The organism is Microvirga sp. ACRRW (assembly GCF_022346925.1).
Lineage (GTDB): Bacteria > Pseudomonadota > Alphaproteobacteria > Rhizobiales > Beijerinckiaceae > Microvirga.
Genome location: NZ_JAKRNJ010000006.1, coordinates 72,596 through 94,918 on the forward strand (window position 1 = coordinate 72,596; position 22,323 = coordinate 94,918).

Consider the following 22,323-nt stretch of genomic DNA (forward strand, 5'->3'; position numbering starts at 1 on the left):
GCTAACCTAAGAGAATAACTGCACAGATCGTGGATCGAGCGCTAAGATGCTCGAAATGCGCACCCTGGGCAATGACGCGAATAGAGGGAGATCGCCTTATGGACAAGCCATACGGTGACCAGAAGACCAAGTCTTCGGCTCCGGACTTCGAGGAGCTCTCCCGCAACATGGCGCGCTTTCTTGAGGGGGCAACCAAGGCGACGGCGGCTTATCTCAAGCCGCTGGAAGAGCGCGGTTCTCCTCCTGAGATGGCGAACGACGCCTCGGAGGCGATCCGCACGCTGGGCCGTGTGGCGGAATCGTGGATGAGCGATCCTCAGAAGGCCCTCGAAGCACAGACGCGCCTCGGCTCCCAGTTCCTCGATCTCTGGGCTACAACATTAAGAAAAGCCCAGGGTGAGTCCGCAGAGCCTGTCGCGGAGCCCGAATCCAAGGACGGCCGCTTCAAGGATCCGGAATGGTCCGAGAATCCCGTCTTCGACTTTCTGAAACAGGCTTACCTGATTTCCTCCCGCTGGGCGGAAGACATGGTGGAGGAAGCAGACGGCCTCGACGAGCGGACCCGGCACAAGGCGCAATTCTACGTCAAGCAGATTTCCAGTGCCCTCTCACCATCGAACTTCCTGCTGACGAACCCCGAGCTGATCCGCGAGACGATCAAGGAAAACGGCGCGAACCTTGCGCGCGGCATGGCGATGCTCGCAGAGGACATTCAGGCCGGCAGCGGCGAACTCAAGATCCGCCAGACCGATCCCGGCAACTTCAAGGTCGGCGAGAACATCGCCACGACCCCGGGCAAGGTCGTCTTTCGCAACGATCTGATCGAGCTGATCCAGTACGCGCCCTCTACCAAGCAGGTGCTGAAGCGTCCTCTGCTGATCGTGCCGCCCTGGATCAACAAGTATTACATCCTCGATCTCAACCCGGAGAAGAGCTTCATCCGCTGGGCTGTCGCGCAGGGGCTCACGGTCTTCTGCATCTCGTGGGTCAACCCGAAAGAGCAGCATGCGGAGAAGGGGTTCGAGCATTACATGCGCGAAGGCATCTTCGCCGCGCTCGACGCCATCGAGCAGGCGACGGGCGAAAAGAAGGTGACGGCCATCGGCTATTGCGTCGGCGGCACCCTGCTTGCCGTCACCATGGCCTATATGGCGGCCAAGCGCGACAAGCGCATCGACAGCGCGACCTTCTTCACCGCGCAGGTGGACTTCACTCATGCGGGCGATCTCAAGGTGTTCGCTGACGAAGAGCAGATCCGCGCCATCGAGGCGGACATGAAGAAGCGCGGCTACCTCGAAGGCTCGCGCATGGCCAACGCCTTCAACATGCTGCGGCCGACGGATCTGATCTGGTCGAACGTGGTGAATGTCTACATGAAGGGGCAGGCGCCGAGTGCTTTCGACCTGCTCTACTGGAATTCCGATTCCACGCGCATGCCTGCGGCGAACCACGCCTTCTATCTGCGCAACTGCTATCTCGACAACACACTCGCCAAAGGTGAAATGAAGATCGACGGCGTGAAGCTCGATCTGAAGAAGATCAAAGCGCCGATCTTCAACCTCGCCGCCAAGGAAGATCACATTGCCCCTGCCCGCTCAGTGTTCCTGGGCTCGCAGATGTTCGGAGGGCCGGTCGATTTCGTGCTTGCGGGATCAGGCCATATCGCAGGTGTCGTGAACTCAGCGAACAAGCCGAAATATCAATTCTGGACCGGCGGGCCTGCCGAAGGCGAGCTGGAGGATTGGACCGCGAAGGCCACCGAGACTCCAGGCTCCTGGTGGCCTTATTGGTTCTCCTGGATCGAAAAGCAGGCGCCCAAGAAGGTGCCGGCGCGGGAGCCCGGCAGCGGAAAGCTCGAACCGCTCGGCGATGCGCCGGGCACTTATGTACTGGCGAGAGCCTGAACCCAACCGCATCAACCAAGCGAAACAAAAGAAAAAGGCCGGCGGTGACGCCGGCCTTTTTCTCGTGAACCTTTCGGCTCTCAGTACTTGCGAACGATCGGGGCTGCCGGGATGGCGACCTTCGGATCGTCCCAACGGTAGCGCAGGCCAACCGACACGATGTCGACGCTGGCGTCGACATCGGCCACGAAGGGCAGTCCTGCGTAATCCTGGTGACCGGGAAGGATGCGGATATCCGTCTCAGCCGCGAAGATGTGAGTGTAGGAGATGTCGAACGACAGCTTGTCGTTCCACTGGTAGCCGAGACCGAGCGAAGCCCAGATGCGGTCGTTGTCCGGCAGACGGGTCGAACGGATTTCCGTGTCGATCGGCGACTGCTCGTAGGCCAGACCGGCGCGGACAGTCCACTGGTTGTTCAGCTTGTAGTCCATACCGAGCGAGTAGAAGAAGCCATCCTCGTAGTTGAGCGGCAACTCACGGACGAGAGCGCCCGTATTCGCGTTCGTGACGAGCGGGGTCTTGAGCACGCTCCAGTTCGTCCATTCGAAGCCGAGATGGACGGTCATGGCGGGCGTAATCACCTGCGAAAGGCCGACCGTGACCTGATCGGGGGTGCGGAGAGACGCCTCGATCGGAGTCTGGATCGCGATGGGAGCGACAGCGCCCGGGGGCAGCGTGAAGGTGCCATCAAGGCTGTGCGAGATGGACGAGCGATAGCCGAGACCGATGGTGGTTCCGGCAACCGGAGTGAGGGTCAGACCAGCCGTGAAGCCGAAGCCGACATCGTCACCTTCCAGAATGGCGCTCGGCTGGCCAGGACGCACGACGGTCGCAGGCGCCGTGAGGGGCGTCGGCACCGCGCTCTTCAGGCGGATGTCGAAATACTGGAGCGACGGACCGGCGGCGACTGAGAGCCATTCATTGACCTTGAAGCCGATGACCGGGTTGACGTTCAGCGAGAAAATCCGCGACGAGCGGGAATAGGCCTGACCGGACCAGTTCTCGCGGGGATCGGTCACGAGACCGTAGGGAGAAGTGCTGGACAGACCGACCCAGAGCTTGTCGTTGATCTGGTAGGAGCCGTAGCCAGCCGGCACGAGGGCATCCTGACCGATATCGCCGGAAGCGCCAAAGATGGCCGTCGGCGTCAGGAGCGGAGTCGGCTCGATGTCGACGCGCGGAATGATCAGCGAAAGATGCGTCTCAGCCATCCAGCCCGGCATCATGGTGATGACGGCGGGGTTCCAGAACATCGAGGAGAGATAACCCGAACCGGACGCTGCACCGGCGAAGGAATAGCCCTGCGCGGTGGCGCTCTGCTCACGGATCGCAAAACCACCGGCCTGTGCGGCCTGGGCGGTCATGAGAGCTGCAAAGGAGACGGCGGCGAGGGACAAAGAACGATTGAAACGGCTCATGGAAGCTTCCTGCCCTTGTTCTATTTTGTTGCGGAGAATCCCGCATTGGCTCGCACTGTGCCAATGCTTTATTTTGACCGCAATATCCTTGTCAGAGGCCCCGCACTCCTTAAACAAGTCTAAATACTGCCGACAACTCTAGGTCTATACTGGCCATTAACAAAGTTAATTCTGCAGATATACATTCCATTACGATTGGTTCATATGTAAACCAATGTATTGAAACCATAGAAGTGCAATTTTGATGCATTCCAGCTGTTGGGGGAAAGCTCGCGCTTTGTCAGGCTTCGTGGCAAAACAGCAACATATTTGGGCCAGGAAAGTGCATTGTAGGCATGCGCCTACGCGCCAAATACCAATGTGCCGTTACGAGAGGAGCGCCTGATGAAGCTGGTGAGATTTGGGGAAGACGGACAAGAGAAGCCGGGAATCATCGACGACCAAGGGCAGATCCGCGATCTGTCGAACGTGCTCCCGGATCTGACCGGCGCGGCCCTGTCGCCGGAGAGCCTCTCACGTATCCGGAATCTCGACCCCAGCACGCTCCCCCTAGCCCCTTCAGGACAGCGCCTGGGCTCCTGCGTGGGCCAAGTGCGCAATTTCATCGCCATCGGCCTGAATTATGCGGATCACGCCGCCGAGACGGGTGCGCCGATCCCGGCCGAGCCTATTGTCTTCAACAAGGCGCCCTCCTGCATCGTCGGACCGAACGACAATGTCATCATCCCACGCGGTTCACAGAAGACCGATTGGGAGGTCGAGCTTGCCATCGTGATCGGCTCGCGCGCCTCCTATGTCGGCGCGAACGAGGCCATGGATTTCGTGGCGGGCTATTGCATCTGCAACGACGTCTCGGAGCGCGAATACCAATTGGAGCGCGGCGGCACATGGACCAAGGGCAAGGGCTGCCCGACCTTCGGCCCTCTCGGCCCTTGGCTCGTCACGAAGGACGAGATCCCCGATCCGCAGAATCTCTCCATGTGGCTCGACGTGAACGGCGAGCGCATGCAGACCGGCTCTACCAAGACCATGATCTTCAATGTGGCAAAGATCGTCTCGTATCTTTCGCACTTCATGATCCTGGAACCCGGCGACGTGATCACCACCGGCACTCCTCCCGGTGTCGGCATGGCCATGAAGCCGCCGCGCTATCTGAAGTCGGGCGACGAAGTGAGCCTCGGCATCGAAGGCCTCGGCGAACAGCGCCAGCGCTTCGTGGCATTCGAAGAGAGCCCGCCGGATACGAGCAAGGGCCGACACGGCCACTAACGAAAAAGGCCTCCGCTCAGGAGGCCTTTTTACTTATGCCAATCCCAACATGAGCTGGATGTTCTGTACCGCGGCGCCCGACGCACCTTTGCCGAGATTGTCGAGGCGCGCGACCAACACGGCGTGATTGTAGCTGGCATGCTGGAAGACGAAGATCTCCAGGCGATCCGTGTCGTTTAACGCCTCGGGCTCGATCCGCTCGATCTTCTTGCCCTCGGAGATCGTCGGCACGACGCTCACCAAGCCGCCTCCCTGATAACGCTCCATGAGCGCCTTCTCCAGATCAACGGCCTTCGGCTTGCCGGGCAGCAGGTCGAGGTGCAGCGGAATGCTCACCAGCATGCCCTGTCGGAAATTGCCGACGGACGGAATGAAGATCGGACGCCGGGTCAGGCCTGTATATTTCTGCAGCTCCGGCACGTGCTTGTGCTCGAAGCCGAGACCGTAAAGCTCGAAGGAAGGCGCGGTGCCGGCCTCGTAGGCCTCGATCATCGAGCGTCCGCCGCCACTGTAGCCACTCACCGCATTCACGCTGATTGGATAGTCGGCCGGGATCAGGCCCGCATCGATGAGAGGCCGCAGCAGCGCAATGGCTCCCGTCGGATAGCAGCCGGGATTGGCGACGCGATCCGCCGTGACGACAGCTTTCTTCTGCTCGGGGGCGAGTTCCGCAAAACCATAAGCCCAGCCTGATGCCACGCGATGCGCGGTGCTGGCATCGAGAATTTTCGGCTTTTTGCTGCTTAGAGAGTCGACAAGAGAAACCGTCTCGCGCGCGGCATCGTCATGCAGGCACAGCACCACCAGATCGACGTCCGCCAGGATTTCGCGCTTCGCTTCCGGGTCCTTCCGGCGCGCGGGATCGATGCTGCGGATGGCAACATTCTTCACGTCCTGCAGCCGTTCGCGGATGCCGAGGCCTGTCGTGCCCGCTTCGCCGTCGATGAAGACGGTTTTCGTCTGCTGGCTGAGAGCCGAGGAATTCTGGGTCATGGTTGTCATGGGTCGATCCGATCCACCTGTGGCCGCCGTGAAGCTAAAGCCAATAACGCCGATATGGTTCTGGAGAAACAAAAAAGCCGCGCATCGGCGCGGCTTGCGGGTCAGGCATTCAGACAGCCGTCATCGCACGCGCGCCGGGGCGGCGGTCATTCGGCGTCGGATGATGACAAGGCTCTGGCTCATAGGATTTGTATGAGGTTGCAGACCTGTCCTGTCAATAAGCGTGACAATGAGCCAAATAAAAAGGGCGGCCCGAGAGCCGCCCTTTTCGAAATACAAAGCCTGGAAGCGATTAGCGCTTCGAGAACTGGAAGCTACGGCGAGCCTTGGCCTTACCGTACTTCTTACGCTCGACGACGCGCGAATCGCGGGTCAGGAAGCCTTCCTTCTTGAGCGGGCCGCGAAGCTCCGGCTCATAGTAGGTCAGCGCCTTGGCGAGGCCGTGACGGACCGCACCGGCTTGGCCGGAGAGGCCGCCGCCGTTGACGTTCACGACAACGTCGTACTGGCCTTCGCGCTGAGCGATCTGCAGCGGCTGCGACAGGATCAGGCGGAGAACCGGACGAGCGAAGTAAACTTCGACGGCACGGTCGTTGATGATGATCTTGCCGGAACCGGGCTTGATCCACACGCGAGCGACAGCGTCCTTACGCTTGCCGGTGGCGTAAGCGCGACCGAGGGAGTCGAGCTTCTGGACGTGCTTCGGAGCTTCCGGAGCTGCATTCTGAGCGTTGGTGCCCAGATCGGCGAGAGACTGAAGGGTCGCCATGGATTAGGCCCTCACGTTCTTGGCATTGAGGGAACCGACGTCCAGGACTTCCGGCTGCTGAGCGGTATGCGGATGCTCAGCGCCGCCGTAGACGCGCAGGTTGCCCAGGATCTGGCGGAAAAGCGGACCGCGGGGGAGCATGCGCTCCACAGCCTTCTCGACGACGCGCTCAGGGAAGCGGCCTTCGAGAATGAAGCGCGCGGTGCGCTCCTTGATGCCGCCCGGATAGCCGGTGTGGTGATAGTACACCTTCTGCTCGCGCTTGCGGCCGGTGAACACCACCTTGTCGGCGTTGATGACGATAACATTGTCGCCGCAGTCGACGTGGGGTGTGTAGCTCGGCTTATGCTTGCCACGAAGGCGCATCGCCACGACCGAAGCAAGGCGGCCTACCACGAGGCCCGTTGCGTCGATCACAACCCACTTCTTCTCGACCTCGGCGGGCTTCAGCGAAGTAGTAGTCTTCATCGCGCTGGTTCCCGTTGAGAGCCCCATCGGGCTCAGGTTCTGAAAAACGACAAACCGCCGCGAGATGCGGCGGCGAGTGAGAGGGTGTGTAGTGATTTTAACTACGCAAGTCAACGATATTCATACCAAATTGGTATAACGAAAAAACTATACAAAACAGCGCCTTAGGTGACTGCGGTATTTTTATACCACATATGCGGTATCATAAAACCACATCAATTTGCTGTCTCCTGCGGCCAAGGCTATCGTCATCCCCTCGCCCGCTTTCCTTCAAGAGGACCACCGATGGCCGACGATCTTATCTTCTACACCAATCCCATGTCGCGCGGACGGATCGTCCGTTGGATGCTCGAAGAAGTCGGCAAGCCGTACAAGACCGAGATCCTGGAATTCGGCACCACCATGAAAAGCCCGGATTATAAGGTCTTCAACCCCATGGGTAAGGTGCCGACGATCATCCACAAGGGCACGGTGGTCACGGAGGCCGCAGCCATCTGTGCCTATCTGGCCGATGTCTTTCCCGAAGCAGGCCTTGCCCCGCCGCATGGGGATCCGCGTCGAGGCCCGTACTATCGCTGGATGTTCTTTGCCGCTGGTCCCGTAGAAGCTGCTCTCAGCAACACGGCCCTCGGTTTCAAGGTGCCTGACGAGCGACGCGGCATGGTCGGCTACGGCTCCGTCGAGGATGTGGTGAGCGCTCTCGAATACGCCGTCACCCAATCCGAATATATCGCCGGCGACCGTTTCAGCGCGGCGGATGTCTATGTCGGCGCGCAGATCGGCTGGGGCATGATGTTCGGCACCCTCGAAAAGCGCCCGGCCTTCGAGGCCTATTGGCAGCGCATCGCCTCACGCCCGGCGGCACTCCGCGCGCGGGAAATTGACGATGCGTTGGTGGCGGCACAGAAAAAGGCCGAGGGTTAAATCGGCCTAGCGGCGATCCGGGATCGAATAGGTCCCGGTCGCATGGCAGACGACCTCGGAACTGCCCTCGGAAAAGATAGACACCTCGCCCACGGCTAGGCGCTTGCCGAGTTTCAGCAACTTGCAATCCGCGATCAGGCCGCGCGGCTCGGGCTTTCTGAGAAAGTTAAAGCTGAGATTCGTGGTGACGGCGAGCGCCACGGGGCCGATATGGGCGAGGATCGCGGCATAAATGACGAGATCGGCGAGCGCCATCATCGAGGGGCCGGAGATGGTGCCGCCGGGGCGCAGGTGCCGCTCGTGATAGGCCATGCGCATGCGCGCGGAGAGCGGCCCGACCTCCTCGATAAAGTATGTCTGCCCGCCGATATGCAGCTGGGGGAACTCCCGATCCAGAAACGCAATCAGCTCGTCCTTGGTCATGATCGGGTGATGAGGTGCCATGCGTCGAATGCCCGTTGAACTGCCCTGCCCTATCCCATACGTTCTCGCCATGGATCACAGCAATTACCCGAACGATTACATCCGCGGCATTCTCAACAGCGCAAAGACCATCGCGCTTGTGGGAGCCTCGGCCAATCCTGCCCGCCCGAGCTGGATCGTCACCAAGTACCTGCTGGAGCGCGGCTACGAAGTGATACCGGTCAATCCGGGACTGGCGGGCGGCGAGCTTCTCGGGAAGAAGGTGTATGCCTCCCTCGCCGAGATCCCTGGTCCCATCGACATGGTCGAGATCTTCCGCAACTCGGAAGCCGCCGGCCCGATCACCGACGAGGCGCTCGCCCTCGATCCCTTGCCCAAGGTAATCTGGATGCAGCTCTCAGTCCGCAACGAGGAGGCTGCCGCCAAGGCGGAGGCCAAGGGCCTCAAGGTGGTGATGGATCGCTGCCCCAAGATCGAGTTCGGACGCCTCTCCGGCGAGATCTCCTGGCAGGGCGTGAACTCGCGGATGCTCAGCTCCAAAAAGCCGGTTCTCTCCGGCAAAGGCTTCCAGAAGCTCGGCCTCAATCGCCCATAAGTCTTAAAGCAGAGCTCCGACAGCCACCTTGACCGGACGAACGTTTCGTTCTTTAAAGAGAACACAACGTTCCCGTTCAAAAGGAAGAAGGGCTCTCCATGTCTGATCGTCTGCCGGGCTTCAACACGCTTGCCATTCACGCGGGGGCCGCCCCCGATGCCGCGACCGGCGCCCGCGCGACGCCGATCTATCAGACAACTTCCTTCGTGTTCGACGATGTCGATCATGCAGCCTCTCTTTTCGGCCTACAGGCCTTCGGCAACATCTATTCGCGCATCGGCAACCCGACCTGCTCCGTTCTGGAAGAGCGCGTCGCGGCGCTTGAAGGCGGCACGGCGGCGCTCGCGGTCGCCTCGGGCCATGCGGCGGAGTTCCTGACCTTCCACACGCTGCTTCAGCCGGGCGATGAGTTCATCGCGGCCCGCAAGCTCTATGGCGGCTCGATCAACCAGTTCAACCACGCCTACAAGAACTTCGGCTGGAACGTGGTGTGGGCGGATTCCGACGATCCGTCGTCGTTCGAGGCCGCCATCACGCCGCGCACCAAGGCGATCTTCGTCGAATCCATCGCCAATCCGGGCGGCGTGATCGTTGACCTTCAAGCGATTGCGGCCATCGCCAAGAAGCATCGCATCCCGTTCATCGTCGACAACACGATGGCCTCGCCTTACCTGATCCGCCCGTTCGAGCATGGCGCCGACATCGTCGTGCACTCGGCCACCAAGTTTCTCGGCGGCCACGGCAACTCCGTCGGCGGCCTGATCGTGGATGGCGGTTCGTTCAATTTCGCGGGCGACGACCGCTATCCGATGCTCTCCAAGCCGCGCCCCGAATATGGCGGCATGGTGCTGGGCGAGACCTTCGGCAATTTCGGCTTCGCCATCGCCGCGCGCGTGCTCGGCCTGCGCGATCTCGGCCCCGCGCTCTCGCCGTTCAATGCCTTCCTGATCATCAACGGCATCGAGACGCTGCCGCTGCGCATGCAGCGCCATTCGGACAATGCGCTGGCCGTTGCCGAGCATCTCGCCAATCACAGCAAGGTGTCCTGGGTCAGCTATCCGGGCTTGCGCTCAGACCGCTATCACAACCTCGCCAAGCAATATTGCCCGAAAGGCGCAGGCGCCGTGTTCACCTTCGGCCTGAAGGGCGGATACGAAGCAGGCGTGGCGCTGGTCTCGAACCTGAAGCTGTTTTCGCACCTTGCCAATATCGGCGACACGCGCTCGCTGGTGATTCACCCCGCCTCAACCACGCACCGCCAGCTCACGGATGAGCAAAAGACGCAGGCCGGCGCCGGCCCCGAGGTGGTGCGTCTCTCCATCGGTCTCGAGGACACGGAAGACCTGATCGAGGATCTCAACCAAGCGCTCGATGCGGCGTAAGATTGCTCAACATTGACACGAAATGCCTGGCCTAGCGCCGGGCATTTTCGTTTTACTCGACCTCACGAGATCATCGGGACAAACGCCGATGATAACGAAGCGGGCATAGAAAACCAGGCAACAAAAAAGGCGGCTCGGAGCCGCCTTTCTCATGAGAAGTACGCGTCAGTCCGTCACGCAGCGCGCGAGGAGCCGCCGGCCTTCTTGTAGGTGTTGTGGATGGCATTGAGCGAGCGCTCGAGAGCCGTCCAGAGACGGCCGATTTCCTCGGCGCCCTGGGAGTTCGGCTTGTATTCCCCAGCGCCCTCGCCCGTCGCGAGCGACAGGGTGAGCTCGGGACGATGTGTGATCTGACCGGCCCAAACCGGAACCTGCAGCGCATTCAGAGCACCGCGGGCGTCGGCCACCACCGGATCTTCCTTGTCGCCATGCTTGGCCGGTGCTGCGTTGATCACAGCAGCGTAGGGCTTGCGCATCTCGCGGGCGAACGCGACCGTATCCTGCAGGGCAGCGATGTCGAAGAGGCTCGCGCGCGCCGGAATGATGACCAGGGTCGCGTGCTTGATGGCCTCGGCGACGATGGGCGACTTGTTCGGCGGCGTGTCGATGAGCACCCACTCGTAACCGTCGCGCTTGGCGTCCCGCAGGGCATCGCCAAGGTTGCGCACATTGTGCCGGAGGCCGAGATGCTCCTGATCGCGGATCTTGTGCCAAAGAGAAAGGGACCCTTGCGGATCGTTGTCGATCAGCAGCGTCTTGCGGGACGGATTGGCGATATAGCTCGCGAGATGTGCAGCGAGCGTGCTCTTACCCGAGCCACCTTTCCGCGAAGCAAAGACCAGCACATTCATGCCTGACTCCTCATAAGCCGTTTCCCAAAGCCCGCCGCCCTTCGTTAACGCGAGCTTAATATTGTTCATCTGTACCAGAACCAGACCTGATTTCCTAACTCGACCTTCGATCCCTCTGTGCATATCCCCAAGCGTTGAGTGCGTTTTTGCGTAAAAATCGGGCTCCGTAAGGACTGTGGGAAGGCAACTCATCGCACCCTTAAGAGAAATGAGCGGCTTGCGGGCTTCCCCGAGGAATCGAAAGAAGGCTCTCCCACAACTCAATGGAACAGGGCAGGTTTTGGATCCCACCATTCGACGGACTACAGGATTATTTCCTTTGAATTCCAGGCTTCTTGCAACTGTCTATCAATCTCGGAACCACCCTCAAGCCTGGTCGTTAAGCTCCCGACTTCACCAATGAAGGAGCTGACTATGACCAAGAAAATTCTGATTGCAGGTGCCGTTCTCGCGGCTCTCACCCCGGCTGTTGCTTTCGCTCAGGATCCGGCTGCAGGCGGTGCGGCCGCTGGCGCTGCCACGGGCGCCGTTGGCGGCGCGATCGTCGGCGGCCCGATTGGCGCGGCCGTCGGCGGCGTGACGGGCGCGATTGTCGGCGGCCTCGCCGGCGAGGCTCAGCCCCGCTTCCGCCAGTATGTCGTGACCCAGAACGTGCCTTCGTACCGCTATACTGAAGAGGTCCGCGTGGGCGCCACGCTCCCGGCTTCCGGCGTGCAGTATTATGAGGTTCCCGCTGAGTACGGTGTGAAGAACTATCGCTACACCGTGGTCAACGACACCCCGGTTCTGGTCGAGCCCGGCACCCGCCGCATCGTCCAGGTCATCCGCTAATCTTTAAGTGAGATTATACAGTCAGGGCGGCCTCAGGGCCGCCCTTCTTCTATTCAGGTAATACTGACGCGAGCATGGACCGTAGCCATGGCAAGCACAGCCATGGCGAAGACCTGATGGGCCAAGCCCGCCCAGAGCGGCACGACGAGCAACAGCGTGACGATGCCGAGCACCATCTGAGCCAGGGTAAGACCCGCAATGCCGGTTGCACGACGCGCAGCGCCAGAGTCCGGCCCTTTACGGCGCATGCTCCAAGCATGCCAAAGGGCGAAAGCGACAAGCCCATAGGCAAGCATGCGGTGGTTGAACTGAACCAGCACGACATTGTCGACGAAATTCTCGATCCAGGGCTTCACCACGAACAAGGCTTCCGACGGCGGGAGGAAAGCCCCATCCATGAGCGGCCAAGTGTTGTAGGTGTATCCGGCCTTCGAACCCGCAACGAGACCGCCCAGGGCGATCTGCGCCAGGATCAGCCCCATCAGGATGCGCGGCGCTAAACCCGCAGGCTCTTCGGCGGGTAGATCGCCGCGATCCTTCAGGCCTGCCGCCACCCAGACCAGACAGGCGAGAATCACGCTGGCGACGGTCAGATGCAGGGCGAGCTTGATGGGAGCGACGGCCGTCATGCCGGGCTCGAGACCCGATGCCACCATGATCCAGCCAATGGCGCCCTGCAATCCACCGAGAGCGCCGATGCCGAGGAGCGTCAGGGCCAGCCTGCCCTTGATGGTGCCGCGCGCCCAGAACCAGACCAGGGGCAGAAAGAAGACGAGGCCGATGAGGCGGCCGAGCTGGCGGTGCCCCCACTCCCAGCCATAGATGAATTTAAACTCGGACAGGGTCATGCCCTTGTTGACGAGCTCATATTGCGAAATCTGCCGGTATTTCTCGAATTCGGCCTGCCAGGCCTGCTCGGTAAGCGGCGGAATCGCGCCGGTGACGGGCTTCCATTCGGTGATGGAGAGGCCTGACCCGGTCAGGCGCGTAGCACCGCCGACCGCGACCATCAGCACGACCAGGGCGGCGAGAATGTAGATCCAGATTCTCACCGTGGTCATGGAGCGTGATTGGGTTTCGGGCAGGCGCGCCAGCGGCACGCCCTCAGTAGAGGCTGTGACAGCCATGCTCTTCTCACCGATCATTTAGGGCTTGAACCCAGGATATGGCCTGTCACATAGAGGCTGAGCCTCGCCGAGGCAATCAATGCCGGTGACGCACCGCCAGGTGCGGTGAGTTCGAGAAGGGTTTGCCATGGGCATGCGCGCACGCAAATTAATCGGAACGGTTGTGATGCTGATCTTCATCATCACCTACGCGCTGTTCGCCATGGTGGTGGCTGAGGGCCGGATCACCGAAGCGCCCAAGCTCGTCCAGACCTTGGGCTATATCGTGCTCGGCCTGATCTGGGTCGTGCCTCTCATGCCACTCATCCGTTGGATGGCTAAGCCCGATAAGCAGCCTTAAGCGCCGCCGATCCCCTCGATGATCTTGCCTGTCCCGCCGCAATTCGGGCAGGAGGTCACGCCGATGCGTCCGCTGCCTTTGCATTCGGGACAGATGTTTTCGCCTGCGCCGGGCGTCCCGGGTTCGGCCTGATCCCCGGGGTTCAGTTTCGGCTGGTCGGAAGCGGCTTGATTGCGCGGTGTGTCGCTCATGGCAGGCCTCGCGTGATGGCTCCCCCGTTCAACGCGATACTGGAATCGAGGTTTCTCGCTGCGCCCAAAAGAAAAGGCCCGCTCGAGGGCGGGCCATTTCTAGTCCGATAGGGATGAGATCAGTTGCAGACTTGGCGGCTGCGGTACTCCCAGCCCCAGCCAGGAACCCATTCGCGGTAACGCTCGGTGGAGCAGCGCTCCACGTAAACGCGGCGCGGGCGCTCGCGGTACACGACCGGAGCCGGCTCCTCTTCAACATAGACGCGGGCCGGCGGGGGCGGCGGGGGAGCAACGTAGACCGGAGCGGGAGCGGCATAAGCAGGCTGCTGAGCAACCGTCGCGCCGACGATGGTGCCGACCGCAAGGCCGCCAAGGGCGCCAACGGCAGCCGCAGCACCCGGGGACATGCCGCGATCGCGGGCAGCGGCAGGCTCGGTAGCGGCAAGACCAGCAACCAGCGCCAGAGCGGCGGCAGCACCGGATATGAATTTGAAGAGCTTCATGGATCGTCACCTACAAGGAGCAGGGAGATTCCGCTCTCCCTTTCTTGGCTATGACGATAGCCTTGCAAACCTCACTGGAAGCTGAACGGATTGTGGCAAAGCCTGGGCTGAACCTTGTTTCATGGCGAATGGTGAGCAAAATCTTAACGCGACTTTTAGCTCACCATCCGTTCAATCGCCCGTCGTCCGCAGCGGCACCGAGAGCAGCACGCGCACCAGATCCGCCTGACGGTTCGTCTCCGTCTTCCTGAACAGATTCTTCAGGTGGAAGACGACTGTGGTCTGTGCGACCTCAAGCTCTTCAGCGATCTGATCGAGACGCTTGCCGTCGATGAGCATCAGCGCCACGCGCGTTTCCGAGGGTGTCAGGTTGTAGAGCCGCACAAGCGTATCGCCGGACACCTTGGTGCGCTGCTCGGTATCGATCACGAGGAGCACCACCGCATCGGGACGCTCATTCGCGGAGAAGCGCTGCCCCGGCACGAGCACCAGATAAGGACGCCCGCCCGAATTGCGTGGGAAGGATACGATCTCGTCGAGTTCTTCTTCCTCGAAAGCCTTCTCAATCGCCTGATGCAGCTTGGTGTTCTGCTTCGCCGCGGCTCCCCTGAGTATGCCGCCCGTGACGCCAAGACCGTCGTTCTCGGCAGCGATGCGCTCGGCCTCCTTGTTCATCAGCCGGACAGCGCCCTTCTCGTCGACGATCACAACGCCTACGAGGAAGCGGTCGAAGGCGAATGTCGCTTTGTAGAGAGCTTCGACGGTACGGCCACGCGACGATCTGAGAATTTCCTGCCAAGCCTCTTCGGCACGGCTGACGGCGCTCGATTGAACGCGCGCGACCTGATTGAGGCGCGCCTCGATGGTGGCGAGCAGGATCTCGTAATCGATCGGCTTGACGAGATAATCGTCCGCACCGGCCTGCTTGCCGACGAGCACGTCATTCCGTTCGGCCAGGGCCGTCAGGAAGATGAAGGGAACATCCGCCTTGTCGCCCTGCTCGCGAATGGACTTGAGCACGTCGTAGCCGCCGAGACCCGGCATGGTGATGTCGCAGAGCACGAGATCGGGACGCTCGCTCTCGAGCAGGCTGAGGGCTTCGCCGCCGTTCGAGGCCTGGAGCACGCGGTAGTTGGCGGCCTCCAGTTCCTCAGCGAGGTCGGTTCTCAAATCGTCTTCGTCTTCAACGCAAAGGATCGTTTTCTGAGCATTCATTGGCTTTGGTCACTCATGCAGCCTGTTGCGCCTGATCGGCATTCGATAACGGCAAGTCGAACGTAAACAAGGATCCTCCGGCCTCGTAGCTTTCCACCTGGATCTCCCCCCCATGCAAGTGCATGATTCTTTGCGCAAAATTCAACCCAATGCCAGTCCCTGCGATACCAGAGGCTGTCCTGGCACGATAGAACCTGTCGAAGATTTTAGGCAACTCATCCGCAGGGATGCCGATACCCCAGTCGCGGACCGAGCAGAAGGCACGCGCGCCTTCCGTCCAGACATTGATCTCCACAACCGGGCTCTCGCCTGAATATTTGACGGCATTCGACAGAAGATTGATGACGACCTGCTCGATCAGCATGGTGTCGCAATAGACCTGGACGGGGAGATCGGGCACCTGGAACCGAATATCGGCATGCGAATTCAGCTCGCTCTGACGCTCGCAGATATCCATGACGAGATGGACGAGGTCGCAAGGCTCGGGGTTCAGCTCGATTCGGCCCGCATCGAGCTTCGCCGCGTTCAGCACGCTTTCCACGAGACGCGTCAGGCGCGTACCCGCATTCCTGATCTTCTGGATGCGGGTGGACAGCTCGTCCGCGGTCAGGTTCGGCCCGCGCCTGAGAATGCGCTGGGCGCTCGAATCGAGGATCGCCAGCGGCGTGCGGAACTGGTGGGACACCATGGAGACGAAATTGCGGTAGGCATTCGTCGTCTCGCGCTCGCGGTCAAGGGCCGATTGCAGGGCGTTCGCCACCTGCTTGTACCCGGAAATATCGGTCAAGCGCACGAAGATCGTCGCGCCGTCCGCCTTCGTGACGGACAGGCGAGCCCAAACATCCTTCTTGATGAGCAGGTCGATCTCGATTTCCTCGAAAGGAGGTTGCGCAACCAGAAGGCGCTTATCGGCCCCTTCGCACATGGCGAAGCAGCGCAGGAAGACCGGAAGGCTCATTTCCTCCCGGCACCAGAGAGCGACGGGAGCCGCCGCCCAGATCTGCTCGTTCGCAAAGAGGAGCTTGCCCGTCCAATCAAAAGCGGCAAAGCCTTCCGAGGCGGACTCGATGGCTGCGATCAGGCGCCGTTCAGCCTGCCGCAAGGCCGCCGTCCGCTGGAGGATCTTGATCTCCAGATCGAAGTTCTGGCGTTCCGCCTGCTTGCGGGCGAGCCATTGCTCAGTCACGTCGCGCACGAAGGCGATGCCGAGCTTGCGCTGGGCCATGGAGACCGGGAAGCAGTTGATTTCAAGGCAACGCTGCTGCCCCTCCTCCCCGGCCAGTTCATCCTCGAAGACCGAACTCGTCCCCTCGACCGCAAGGTTGAGGGAACGGATGACGTCTCCTTTCGCGAAAAGCGGATCGAGGTCCTGCATGAGCCGCCCGACTGCCAGGTCCGGCTTGACGTTCAGCACGCCTTCCATGCCCGGATTCCAGAGCAGGCATTCCAGGTTCTCGTCGAACATGACGATGCCCTGGTTGCTCACGTTGTTGATGACGAGGTCGGAGAGCTCCTGTTCCTGCTGCAGAAGCTGCTTGGCCCTGCTCGCCTCCTGGACACCCCGGAACAAACGAAGGAGCAGGAAGGCCGCGCTGAGCACGATGCCGGTCAGGAAAGCGAAGCTCTCGAGCACGACCTGCAAATACATGGCTCTCTTGGAAGACGCTTCAGCCCGGTTGAGCAGCATGACCTCGTTGGCGGCATTCTGCAGAATATAACCCAGGTCGTGAACCTGGGCGCGCAACTGCCGGGCCTCCTCCGGGCTCATCTTTCGCTCGATCAAGGGCTCGGCGAGAGTCAGCTGAAGATAGGCCGACTTGATGTCTCCAAGCAGGCCAATCTTGTTCACAATCTCGGCCTGTGGGCCCTCCAGCAGCACGCTGACACGGCTGATCAGGATCGCCAGGCGAAACTCCGGCGTCTGCTCATACTCTGTGACGTTCTCGCCACCGGCATAGCGAGCCAAGCTTTCGCCCATGAGCGCGGCTTCAAACTGAGACTGGGAAATCATCCAGAGGTTGGTGTGAGTATCCTCGCTGCGAAGATCACGCTCAATATTGAACAACCGCACGACAGCGAAGCTGAGGCATATGGCGAGGATCGCCATAGCCAGAAGCGTCACCAGTCCCGCTTTGTGGTTCGTCAAATTGAGCTTCATGACTATTCGATGTGCAGCTTGTTCAACTGCCAGATCCAGCGTGAATCATAGAGCTGCGATTGCAACGCTGCATGAGCGTCGCGAGGATAGACGATCCATAAAGGCCCCTTGTCGCGCAGCTTCAACACTTCGCCATCGACACGCATCGCGATGATGGGGTCGTACTTCACGTCATCCGAGGGAATATCGATCTTGTAGTTGTTGTGGGCGGTAGCCAGCAGGGTCTTTCCCTTGGCCCCGACCCGATCGAGCACGGCACGAAGCGGCACGCCCTCGTAAAGCTGCTTCTTATCCGTCAGAACGGAGCCTGTCGTGAACGAGGCCTTTCCCAGGGCCTCCAGCATCTCACGGTCGAATTGCGCCTGACCCGGTGCATTCGTCTGCTCAATTTTGCCCGAGATCGTCAGCAGCACGGGCCCCTTCGGGCGTGGCAAAGGCTCTGCGGCTTGGGCAAAGGCAGGCCCAAACATCAAAGTCGCCAGCATTCCGAGCAGCATGACGTAACGCATTTGCGCCCCATGTGAGAGATTACGTTAGAACATATGCCTTTTGAATGATTTCACGGCAAAAATCCAGGACTTTTCAGGAGTTTTTGCGACAGATGAAGGCATTTTGATCAACTTCCACGTGAAATTTCGGAGACATCCTATACAATGCATCTATTGATATATGTTATTATATAACTATCACTTGCAGTTTACTTCCCTCTCATCTGAAGCGTGAATCCATGGCCCTTGGCAGCCAAGCGCAGGTCGTCAAAGGCCAAGAGGAAGTACTCAATTTGCAAGCTGGACAGGCTGCGGTGTAAATCTAATCACTGAACCGCAACTTTGATGCTGCATAATTGCAATTCGGGAGCTCTCAATGCGCAAACTCACAGCAACCCTCGCAGGCGCTGGCGTGATCGCCGCTACGCTTATCGGCTTTGGCGTCTCAGCCCAGGCCGAACCGGCCGGCAAGCCGTCCCTTCCCAATATCGAGCGGGCTTATCCGAACGAGGGTTACACGCAGTACTATCGGCGCGGTTATCGCCCTTATTACGGCCATCGCCATTATCGTCGTTACGATGGCGGCTCCGCACTGGCAGCTGGCGCTGTCGGCCTCGCGGCCGGCGCCCTGATCGGCAGCGCAATCGCCAGCCAGGCTCAGGCGGCGCCTCCCCCGCCCCCCGGCACGGTGGACCCGCAGCTCGCAGCCTATTGCGCCCGCAAGTACCGCTCCTACGATCCGGCGTCAGGCACGTTCCTTTCCACCAACGGCATGCGCTACGTCTGCACCTACTAAGCAGACACGCCTTCGAGCCATCGGCCCACCGCCCTCGAGCGGTGGGTTTTTCGTCTGCGCGATCGAAGGCCGCCTTTCGGCCCGAGACTTTACGTTCAGGGCCGGCGCCTTAGAACTGACCGCGCGTCCCAAACCCAATGAAGGATACGTTCATGGCTCTTCCTCCCGAAAGCAGCGGCACCGTCATTCCTCCCATGGAGGCAGCCATCGTGACCGCCAGCAACATGACGGAGCTGGAGCTGGTTCTGCCGGACATGGGCGACGAAGACCTGCCCGAGATCGCGATCTTCCTCGTTGCCTGCGCCATGCGCTTTCACAGCGATCCGAGCTTCGTGCAGGAGCAGCTCGAATGGCTCGTCAAAATGCACGACACAGAGGTCGACGAAGGCATGAAGCCGGACCAGCTGAACTCCGCTAATGACGATTGAGCCCCTCGCAGGACCTCAATCGCGAAAGACGACCGGCGTTCCTTTCTTGACCATTCCCGCCAGCTCCTCCACGTCCCAATTCGTGAGCCGCACGCAACCGTTGGAATAGCGTTTGCCGACTTTCTCAGGTTCGGGCGTACCGTGGATGCCGTATGTCTCGACAGAGAGATCGATCCAAACCGAGCCGACAGGATTGTTGGGACCGGGCTTGATCTCGAACTTCTCCTTCGCCTTCACTCCCTTGAAGGCATAGTCCGGGTTGTAGGTGTAAGTTGGATTGCGCGCGATGGCGCGCACGCTGTGGGTGCCGCTTGGCGCGGGCTTCTCCTCGCTGCCGATGGAGGCTGGATAGACGGCGATCACCTTGCCATCCTTGCCGAGCACCCGCACGACGCGTTCGCTTTTGATTACCTCGACCTTTTCGACCTCGGCAGGCTTCTCTTCACCAGCCTTCGGCGAAACATTCGCAACGATGATGGCCTCGCCTGCCTTGTCGAAGCGCCTGTCCGGGTTCAGCGCCTTCAAGAGGTCGGCATCCATATGAAATTTCTCGGCCAGGAGTTCTTGCGGGCTGGAATAGGCCAGGCGCTCGAGGCCCGCCTGTTCCTCCATCTTGTCGGGGATGGTGATAAACGGCCCTTTCACGTCATCGTCCGTGATTGTGTATTCGATAAGCGCGGGATCGCCTGAGGTCTCGTTCAGCTTCGTCCATAGTTCGTCATCGAGCTTGCCGTCGGGTTCGAGCCCCTTCGCCTGCTCGAACGCCTTCACCGCATTCTGCATGTTCTCGCCGTTGCGTCCGTCCACCACCCCAGGCGAAAACCGTGCGCGGTCGAGCAGAACCTGCGCCTTGATCAGAACCGGGCTGACATCTTTCTCAGGCTTGGTGGAGAAGTCCGAAGCATTCACCGCCTCCAGACTCAACGGCTCGGAAGCCGCAGCGAAAGCCCCCGTCATAAAAACCATGCCGAACGCGGCAGCCAACATTATTCTCATTATCAACTCCACCATTCACGCCAGGGAGACATGTCAAAGGCGAAAGCCCCCGGCTGTTCCCTGCGCTCATTGGCAGATGCGATAATCGCCCTTGCGCGCACGCATATCGAGGTGAAGATGATCCCCATGGTCGGCATCAGCACCGGGACCTAGCACGGTCGAGAAGATCGTGCAGGCGTCCTTCTGGATCGCGGATTGAAAAGCGGCCTCCGGCGAGCCCTCCGCCTGAAACTTGATCGTCAGCGGCGGGCGCTTGTCGAACTCGAAGCCCATGACATCGACGCCGTTGCCGAAAGCGTGCTCGCTCAGCTTCGTGCCGGAGCGCTGGTCCCGGCATTGATACGACGTACCGATCAGAAGCTTTTTCGGCGCGCTCTGAAGGTGTTCGTTGGCCCGGGGCACGACGACATCACCGATCCATCGGGAAAGGCCCTCCGCATAGCGACATTCCATCAGGGACGCCGGAGAAACCTCCACCCCGTTGGCGAAGCCGGAAACGGAAACGGGGTTGTCGATCTTGCAGGCATTGTCCTGGACCGGCGGGCGTTTCTCGAAGCGTATTCCGAGCTTGCCGAGATTCTCGATGCAGGCCAAATCAGCTTCGATCTGTTCGGGGCTTCGCGGCTTATCGGCTTCCGCCGCAGGAGGCGGCTTTTGGTCTTGCGCAGGCTGTTCGACCCTGTCGGGCCTTGGCGGCGGCAAGGGCGGCGTGGAGGGTTGAGCAAATCCATATCCCGGGAGCCCTATCGTCATCCCAAGGAGCAAAAGGGGGATACGCCGTCCACTCCATTCAGAGAATCTGTCAGCGAGCCTTGCCATGCTCCATCAACCAAGCTTGGCCGACTTGCGTTCCATTCATCCTTTTGGATGCCTTGCTGTCATCCCGTACCGCACCAGCTTTTTTTCACGGTCGCCGCGACCTCTCGGGCCGCGACTGCATTGTTTCTATGGGCGTGAAAGGGCGCGTGATGAGTTTGATGTCGTTACCGTCAATCGATTACGGCGAGGGCACGCCGCCCGGCCCGACGCTGCATGATCTTCAGGAGAGCCACTGCACGAAGCGGATCGCCGAGCTTCAGGCAAAAGTGGAGCGTCTCCGGAACCTGCTTCAGGAAGCTGAAGAACGGCTGCGCTACGAGCAGTCCCGCTGGCCCGAGATCGGCGAGTTCGTCCGCTGCCCGCTGACAGGGTTCTTCGGCCAGGTCACGCAGGTCACGCCCCGCCCCTATGGCCGCCCCTGGGTCGAGGTACTGCTCTATCTCGGCAAGGACATGCCGGGACACACCACCATCGACCTCTACGCGAATTGGGAATTGATGGACTCGCCCTGCAACGATTTTCCGAACGACTGAAGCGCCGCAAACGCGCGCAAGCCGAGGCCGCCTGTATCGGGCCTCGGTTCACGATGCGGAATGGTTTCGCGCATTAGTGCGTCGCGGTGGAACGCACATCCTCCGACATGCCGGCACCGGCAAGCGACGGCTCGGCCAGAGCCTGCGTCGGCCTGATGACCTGGGTGGGCTCGAAGGCCTGCGCGATGAAGCGGGGACGGTTGCGCAAGTCCATGAGCGAGCGCAGCTCGGTTGCCGGCAGATCCATCGACGTGGCATCGCGCCAGCGCCTGCGGAGCTTCGGCGTCCGCGAGAAGAGGCCCCAGGCGCTCTTCACTTCTTCCTCGACCTGCAAAATGATACGTCCGGAAAACGATTTCCGGAGATTGAAACGCCCCGTCAAAGCCATTGTCTTATTCCTGATTTTTGGGATTTCTTCGACCCGCTTTCAGGCTAGCGGATCGAAGTCGCCAAAGGCTTAAGACATAAGGTAAACGACAGGAAATAACGGTCCGAAATCGAACTTAGGCAGCCGGCTTCAGAGGCTTATAGGCGATCGCCTCGATCTCGACCTTGATGTCCACCATCAGCCGCCCCTCGGCCGTGGTTCGGGCTGGCGGATTGGTCGGGAAATACGTCGCGTAAACCTTGTTGAACCCGCCGAAATCGCGCGCATCTTCGAGCCAGACCGTCGTCTTGACCACATCGGACATCTCGGCGCCCGCCAAGGCGAGAGCAGCCTTCACGTTTTCCAGAACCTGACGGGTCTGCGCCTCGATGGTGCCGCCGACATATTCTCCATTCGCTCCAACCGGAACCTGTCCGGAAATGAAGATGAAATCCCCCGCCCGCACCGCAGGCGAAAGGGGAACATGGGACGACCCGAAAGTCTGCTTCATCACGTCTTCCTTCTT

General features: G+C 60.5%; 26 protein-coding genes. 10 read left to right on the forward strand and 16 right to left on the reverse strand.

Annotated elements, in window-relative coordinates; genetic code table 11:
- The first annotated feature begins 98 nt into the window (after positions 1-98).
- Positions 99-1,904 carry an alpha/beta hydrolase gene (locus tag MHY87_RS14600; protein WP_239352885.1) on the forward strand — a complete coding sequence of 602 codons (1,806 nt, stop codon included), beginning with the start codon at positions 99-101 and terminating at the stop codon, positions 1,902-1,904.
- Between the two features lie 80 nt (positions 1,905-1,984).
- Here the strand turns inward: MHY87_RS14600 and MHY87_RS14605 are convergent, their stop codons facing one another.
- The gene (locus MHY87_RS14605; RefSeq protein ID WP_239352887.1) at positions 1,985-3,322 is read right to left on the reverse strand and encodes an OmpP1/FadL family transporter; all 1,338 of its coding nucleotides are present in this window, start codon (positions 3,320-3,322) and stop codon (positions 1,985-1,987) included.
- A gap of 384 nt (positions 3,323-3,706) precedes the next feature.
- On the opposite strand from MHY87_RS14605, the gene MHY87_RS14610 reads away from it, so the two are divergent.
- Entirely contained in the window at positions 3,707-4,591 is an 885-nt protein-coding gene (locus tag MHY87_RS14610) for a fumarylacetoacetate hydrolase family protein (protein ID WP_239352890.1), read from the forward strand.
- A gap of 33 nt (positions 4,592-4,624) precedes the next feature.
- Here MHY87_RS14610 and argC read toward each other — a convergent pair whose 3' ends face one another.
- The 3 genes from argC to rplM all read right to left on the reverse strand — a co-directional run bounded on the left by argC (position 4,625) and on the right by rplM (position 6,830).
- Positions 4,625-5,584 (reverse strand): N-acetyl-gamma-glutamyl-phosphate reductase, encoded by a 960-nt coding sequence (argC, locus tag MHY87_RS14615; protein WP_239353275.1) that lies wholly within the window; start codon positions 5,582-5,584, stop codon positions 4,625-4,627.
- A 301-nt stretch (positions 5,585-5,885) separates the two neighbouring features.
- Positions 5,886-6,362 carry a 30S ribosomal protein S9 gene (gene rpsI / locus MHY87_RS14620; protein WP_239352893.1) on the reverse strand — a complete coding sequence of 159 codons (477 nt, stop codon included), beginning with the start codon at positions 6,360-6,362 and terminating at the stop codon, positions 5,886-5,888.
- A 3-nt stretch (positions 6,363-6,365) separates the two neighbouring features.
- Complete coding sequence (gene rplM / locus MHY87_RS14625) at positions 6,366-6,830, reverse strand: 50S ribosomal protein L13 (RefSeq protein WP_239352895.1); 465 nt, start codon at positions 6,828-6,830, stop codon at positions 6,366-6,368.
- A gap of 285 nt (positions 6,831-7,115) precedes the next feature.
- On the opposite strand from rplM, the gene MHY87_RS14630 reads away from it, so the two are divergent.
- The gene (locus MHY87_RS14630) at positions 7,116-7,754 is read left to right on the forward strand and encodes a glutathione S-transferase family protein (RefSeq protein WP_239352898.1); all 639 of its coding nucleotides are present in this window, start codon (positions 7,116-7,118) and stop codon (positions 7,752-7,754) included.
- A 6-nt stretch (positions 7,755-7,760) separates the two neighbouring features.
- On the opposite strand, the gene MHY87_RS14635 is transcribed toward MHY87_RS14630, so the two are convergent.
- On the reverse strand, positions 7,761-8,198 hold the full coding sequence (locus MHY87_RS14635; protein WP_239352900.1) for a PaaI family thioesterase: 438 nt from the start codon (positions 8,196-8,198) through the stop codon (positions 7,761-7,763).
- Between the two features lie 49 nt (positions 8,199-8,247).
- Between MHY87_RS14635 and MHY87_RS14640 the strand changes: the two genes are divergently transcribed.
- The gene (locus tag MHY87_RS14640) at positions 8,248-8,772 is read left to right on the forward strand and encodes a CoA-binding protein (protein ID WP_304611133.1); all 525 of its coding nucleotides are present in this window, start codon (positions 8,248-8,250) and stop codon (positions 8,770-8,772) included.
- 98 nt (positions 8,773-8,870) lie between these two features.
- Positions 8,871-10,154, forward strand: a complete 1,284-nt coding sequence (locus tag MHY87_RS14645; protein WP_239352902.1) for an O-acetylhomoserine aminocarboxypropyltransferase — start codon at positions 8,871-8,873, stop codon at positions 10,152-10,154.
- Between the two features lie 173 nt (positions 10,155-10,327).
- Here MHY87_RS14645 and MHY87_RS14650 read toward each other — a convergent pair whose 3' ends face one another.
- Entirely contained in the window at positions 10,328-11,005 is a 678-nt protein-coding gene (locus tag MHY87_RS14650; RefSeq protein ID WP_239352905.1) for a ParA family protein, read from the reverse strand.
- A gap of 414 nt (positions 11,006-11,419) precedes the next feature.
- On the opposite strand from MHY87_RS14650, the gene MHY87_RS14655 reads away from it, so the two are divergent.
- Positions 11,420-11,836, forward strand: coding sequence for a DUF1236 domain-containing protein (locus MHY87_RS14655; protein ID WP_239352908.1), 417 nt, complete (start codon positions 11,420-11,422; stop codon positions 11,834-11,836).
- Positions 11,837-11,889: 53 nt separating this feature from the next.
- On the opposite strand, the gene MHY87_RS14660 is transcribed toward MHY87_RS14655, so the two are convergent.
- Positions 11,890-12,963, reverse strand: coding sequence for a COX15/CtaA family protein (locus MHY87_RS14660; RefSeq protein ID WP_370644944.1), 1,074 nt, complete (start codon positions 12,961-12,963; stop codon positions 11,890-11,892).
- A gap of 127 nt (positions 12,964-13,090) precedes the next feature.
- Here MHY87_RS14660 and MHY87_RS14665 point away from each other — a divergent pair, with 127 nt between their 5' ends.
- Positions 13,091-13,303 carry a DUF2842 domain-containing protein gene (locus MHY87_RS14665; protein WP_239352911.1) on the forward strand — a complete coding sequence of 71 codons (213 nt, stop codon included), beginning with the start codon at positions 13,091-13,093 and terminating at the stop codon, positions 13,301-13,303.
- Here the strand turns inward: MHY87_RS14665 and MHY87_RS14670 are convergent.
- From MHY87_RS14670 to MHY87_RS14690, 5 genes are all read right to left on the reverse strand, one after another.
- Positions 13,300-13,494 (reverse strand): hypothetical protein, encoded by a 195-nt coding sequence (locus MHY87_RS14670; protein ID WP_239352914.1) that lies wholly within the window; start codon positions 13,492-13,494, stop codon positions 13,300-13,302. The two genes, MHY87_RS14665 and MHY87_RS14670, sit on opposite strands and share 4 nt — an antisense overlap.
- Before the next feature lie 119 nt (positions 13,495-13,613).
- Entirely contained in the window at positions 13,614-13,997 is a 384-nt protein-coding gene (locus MHY87_RS14675) for a hypothetical protein (protein ID WP_239352916.1), read from the reverse strand.
- Positions 13,998-14,168: 171 nt separating this feature from the next.
- A complete protein-coding gene (locus MHY87_RS14680) occupies positions 14,169-15,212 on the reverse strand; it encodes a response regulator (RefSeq protein ID WP_239352919.1) in 1,044 nt (347 codons plus the stop codon).
- Between the two features lie 13 nt (positions 15,213-15,225).
- Complete coding sequence (locus MHY87_RS14685; RefSeq protein ID WP_239352925.1) at positions 15,226-17,358, reverse strand: ATP-binding protein; 2,133 nt, start codon at positions 17,356-17,358, stop codon at positions 15,226-15,228.
- 14 nt (positions 17,359-17,372) lie between these two features.
- Positions 17,373-17,879: a molybdopterin-dependent oxidoreductase gene (locus MHY87_RS14690; RefSeq protein WP_239352927.1), complete on the reverse strand. Its 507-nt coding sequence runs from the start codon at positions 17,877-17,879 to the stop codon at positions 17,373-17,375.
- A gap of 355 nt (positions 17,880-18,234) precedes the next feature.
- Between MHY87_RS14690 and MHY87_RS14695 the strand changes: the two genes are divergently transcribed.
- The gene (locus MHY87_RS14695) at positions 18,235-18,654 is read left to right on the forward strand and encodes a BA14K family protein (RefSeq protein WP_239352930.1); all 420 of its coding nucleotides are present in this window, start codon (positions 18,235-18,237) and stop codon (positions 18,652-18,654) included.
- 152 nt (positions 18,655-18,806) lie between these two features.
- Positions 18,807-19,082 carry a hypothetical protein gene (locus tag MHY87_RS14700; protein WP_239352932.1) on the forward strand — a complete coding sequence of 92 codons (276 nt, stop codon included), beginning with the start codon at positions 18,807-18,809 and terminating at the stop codon, positions 19,080-19,082.
- A 15-nt stretch (positions 19,083-19,097) separates the two neighbouring features.
- On the opposite strand, the gene MHY87_RS14705 is transcribed toward MHY87_RS14700, so the two are convergent.
- Both MHY87_RS14705 and MHY87_RS14710 read right to left on the reverse strand, forming a co-directional pair.
- The gene (locus MHY87_RS14705; protein WP_239352934.1) at positions 19,098-20,078 is read right to left on the reverse strand and encodes a L,D-transpeptidase; all 981 of its coding nucleotides are present in this window, start codon (positions 20,076-20,078) and stop codon (positions 19,098-19,100) included.
- Between the two features lie 66 nt (positions 20,079-20,144).
- Positions 20,145-20,672, reverse strand: a complete 528-nt coding sequence (locus tag MHY87_RS14710; protein WP_239352937.1) for an extensin family protein — start codon at positions 20,670-20,672, stop codon at positions 20,145-20,147.
- Between the two features lie 383 nt (positions 20,673-21,055).
- Here MHY87_RS14710 and MHY87_RS14715 point away from each other — a divergent pair, with 383 nt between their 5' ends.
- A complete protein-coding gene (locus MHY87_RS14715) occupies positions 21,056-21,430 on the forward strand; it encodes a hypothetical protein (protein ID WP_239352939.1) in 375 nt (124 codons plus the stop codon).
- A gap of 73 nt (positions 21,431-21,503) precedes the next feature.
- Here the strand turns inward: MHY87_RS14715 and MHY87_RS14720 are convergent, their stop codons facing one another.
- Both MHY87_RS14720 and MHY87_RS14725 read right to left on the reverse strand, forming a co-directional pair.
- Positions 21,504-21,818 (reverse strand): hypothetical protein, encoded by a 315-nt coding sequence (locus tag MHY87_RS14720; RefSeq protein ID WP_239352942.1) that lies wholly within the window; start codon positions 21,816-21,818, stop codon positions 21,504-21,506.
- A gap of 115 nt (positions 21,819-21,933) precedes the next feature.
- Entirely contained in the window at positions 21,934-22,308 is a 375-nt protein-coding gene (locus MHY87_RS14725; RefSeq protein WP_239352945.1) for a RidA family protein, read from the reverse strand.
- Positions 22,309-22,323 lie beyond the last annotated feature (15 nt).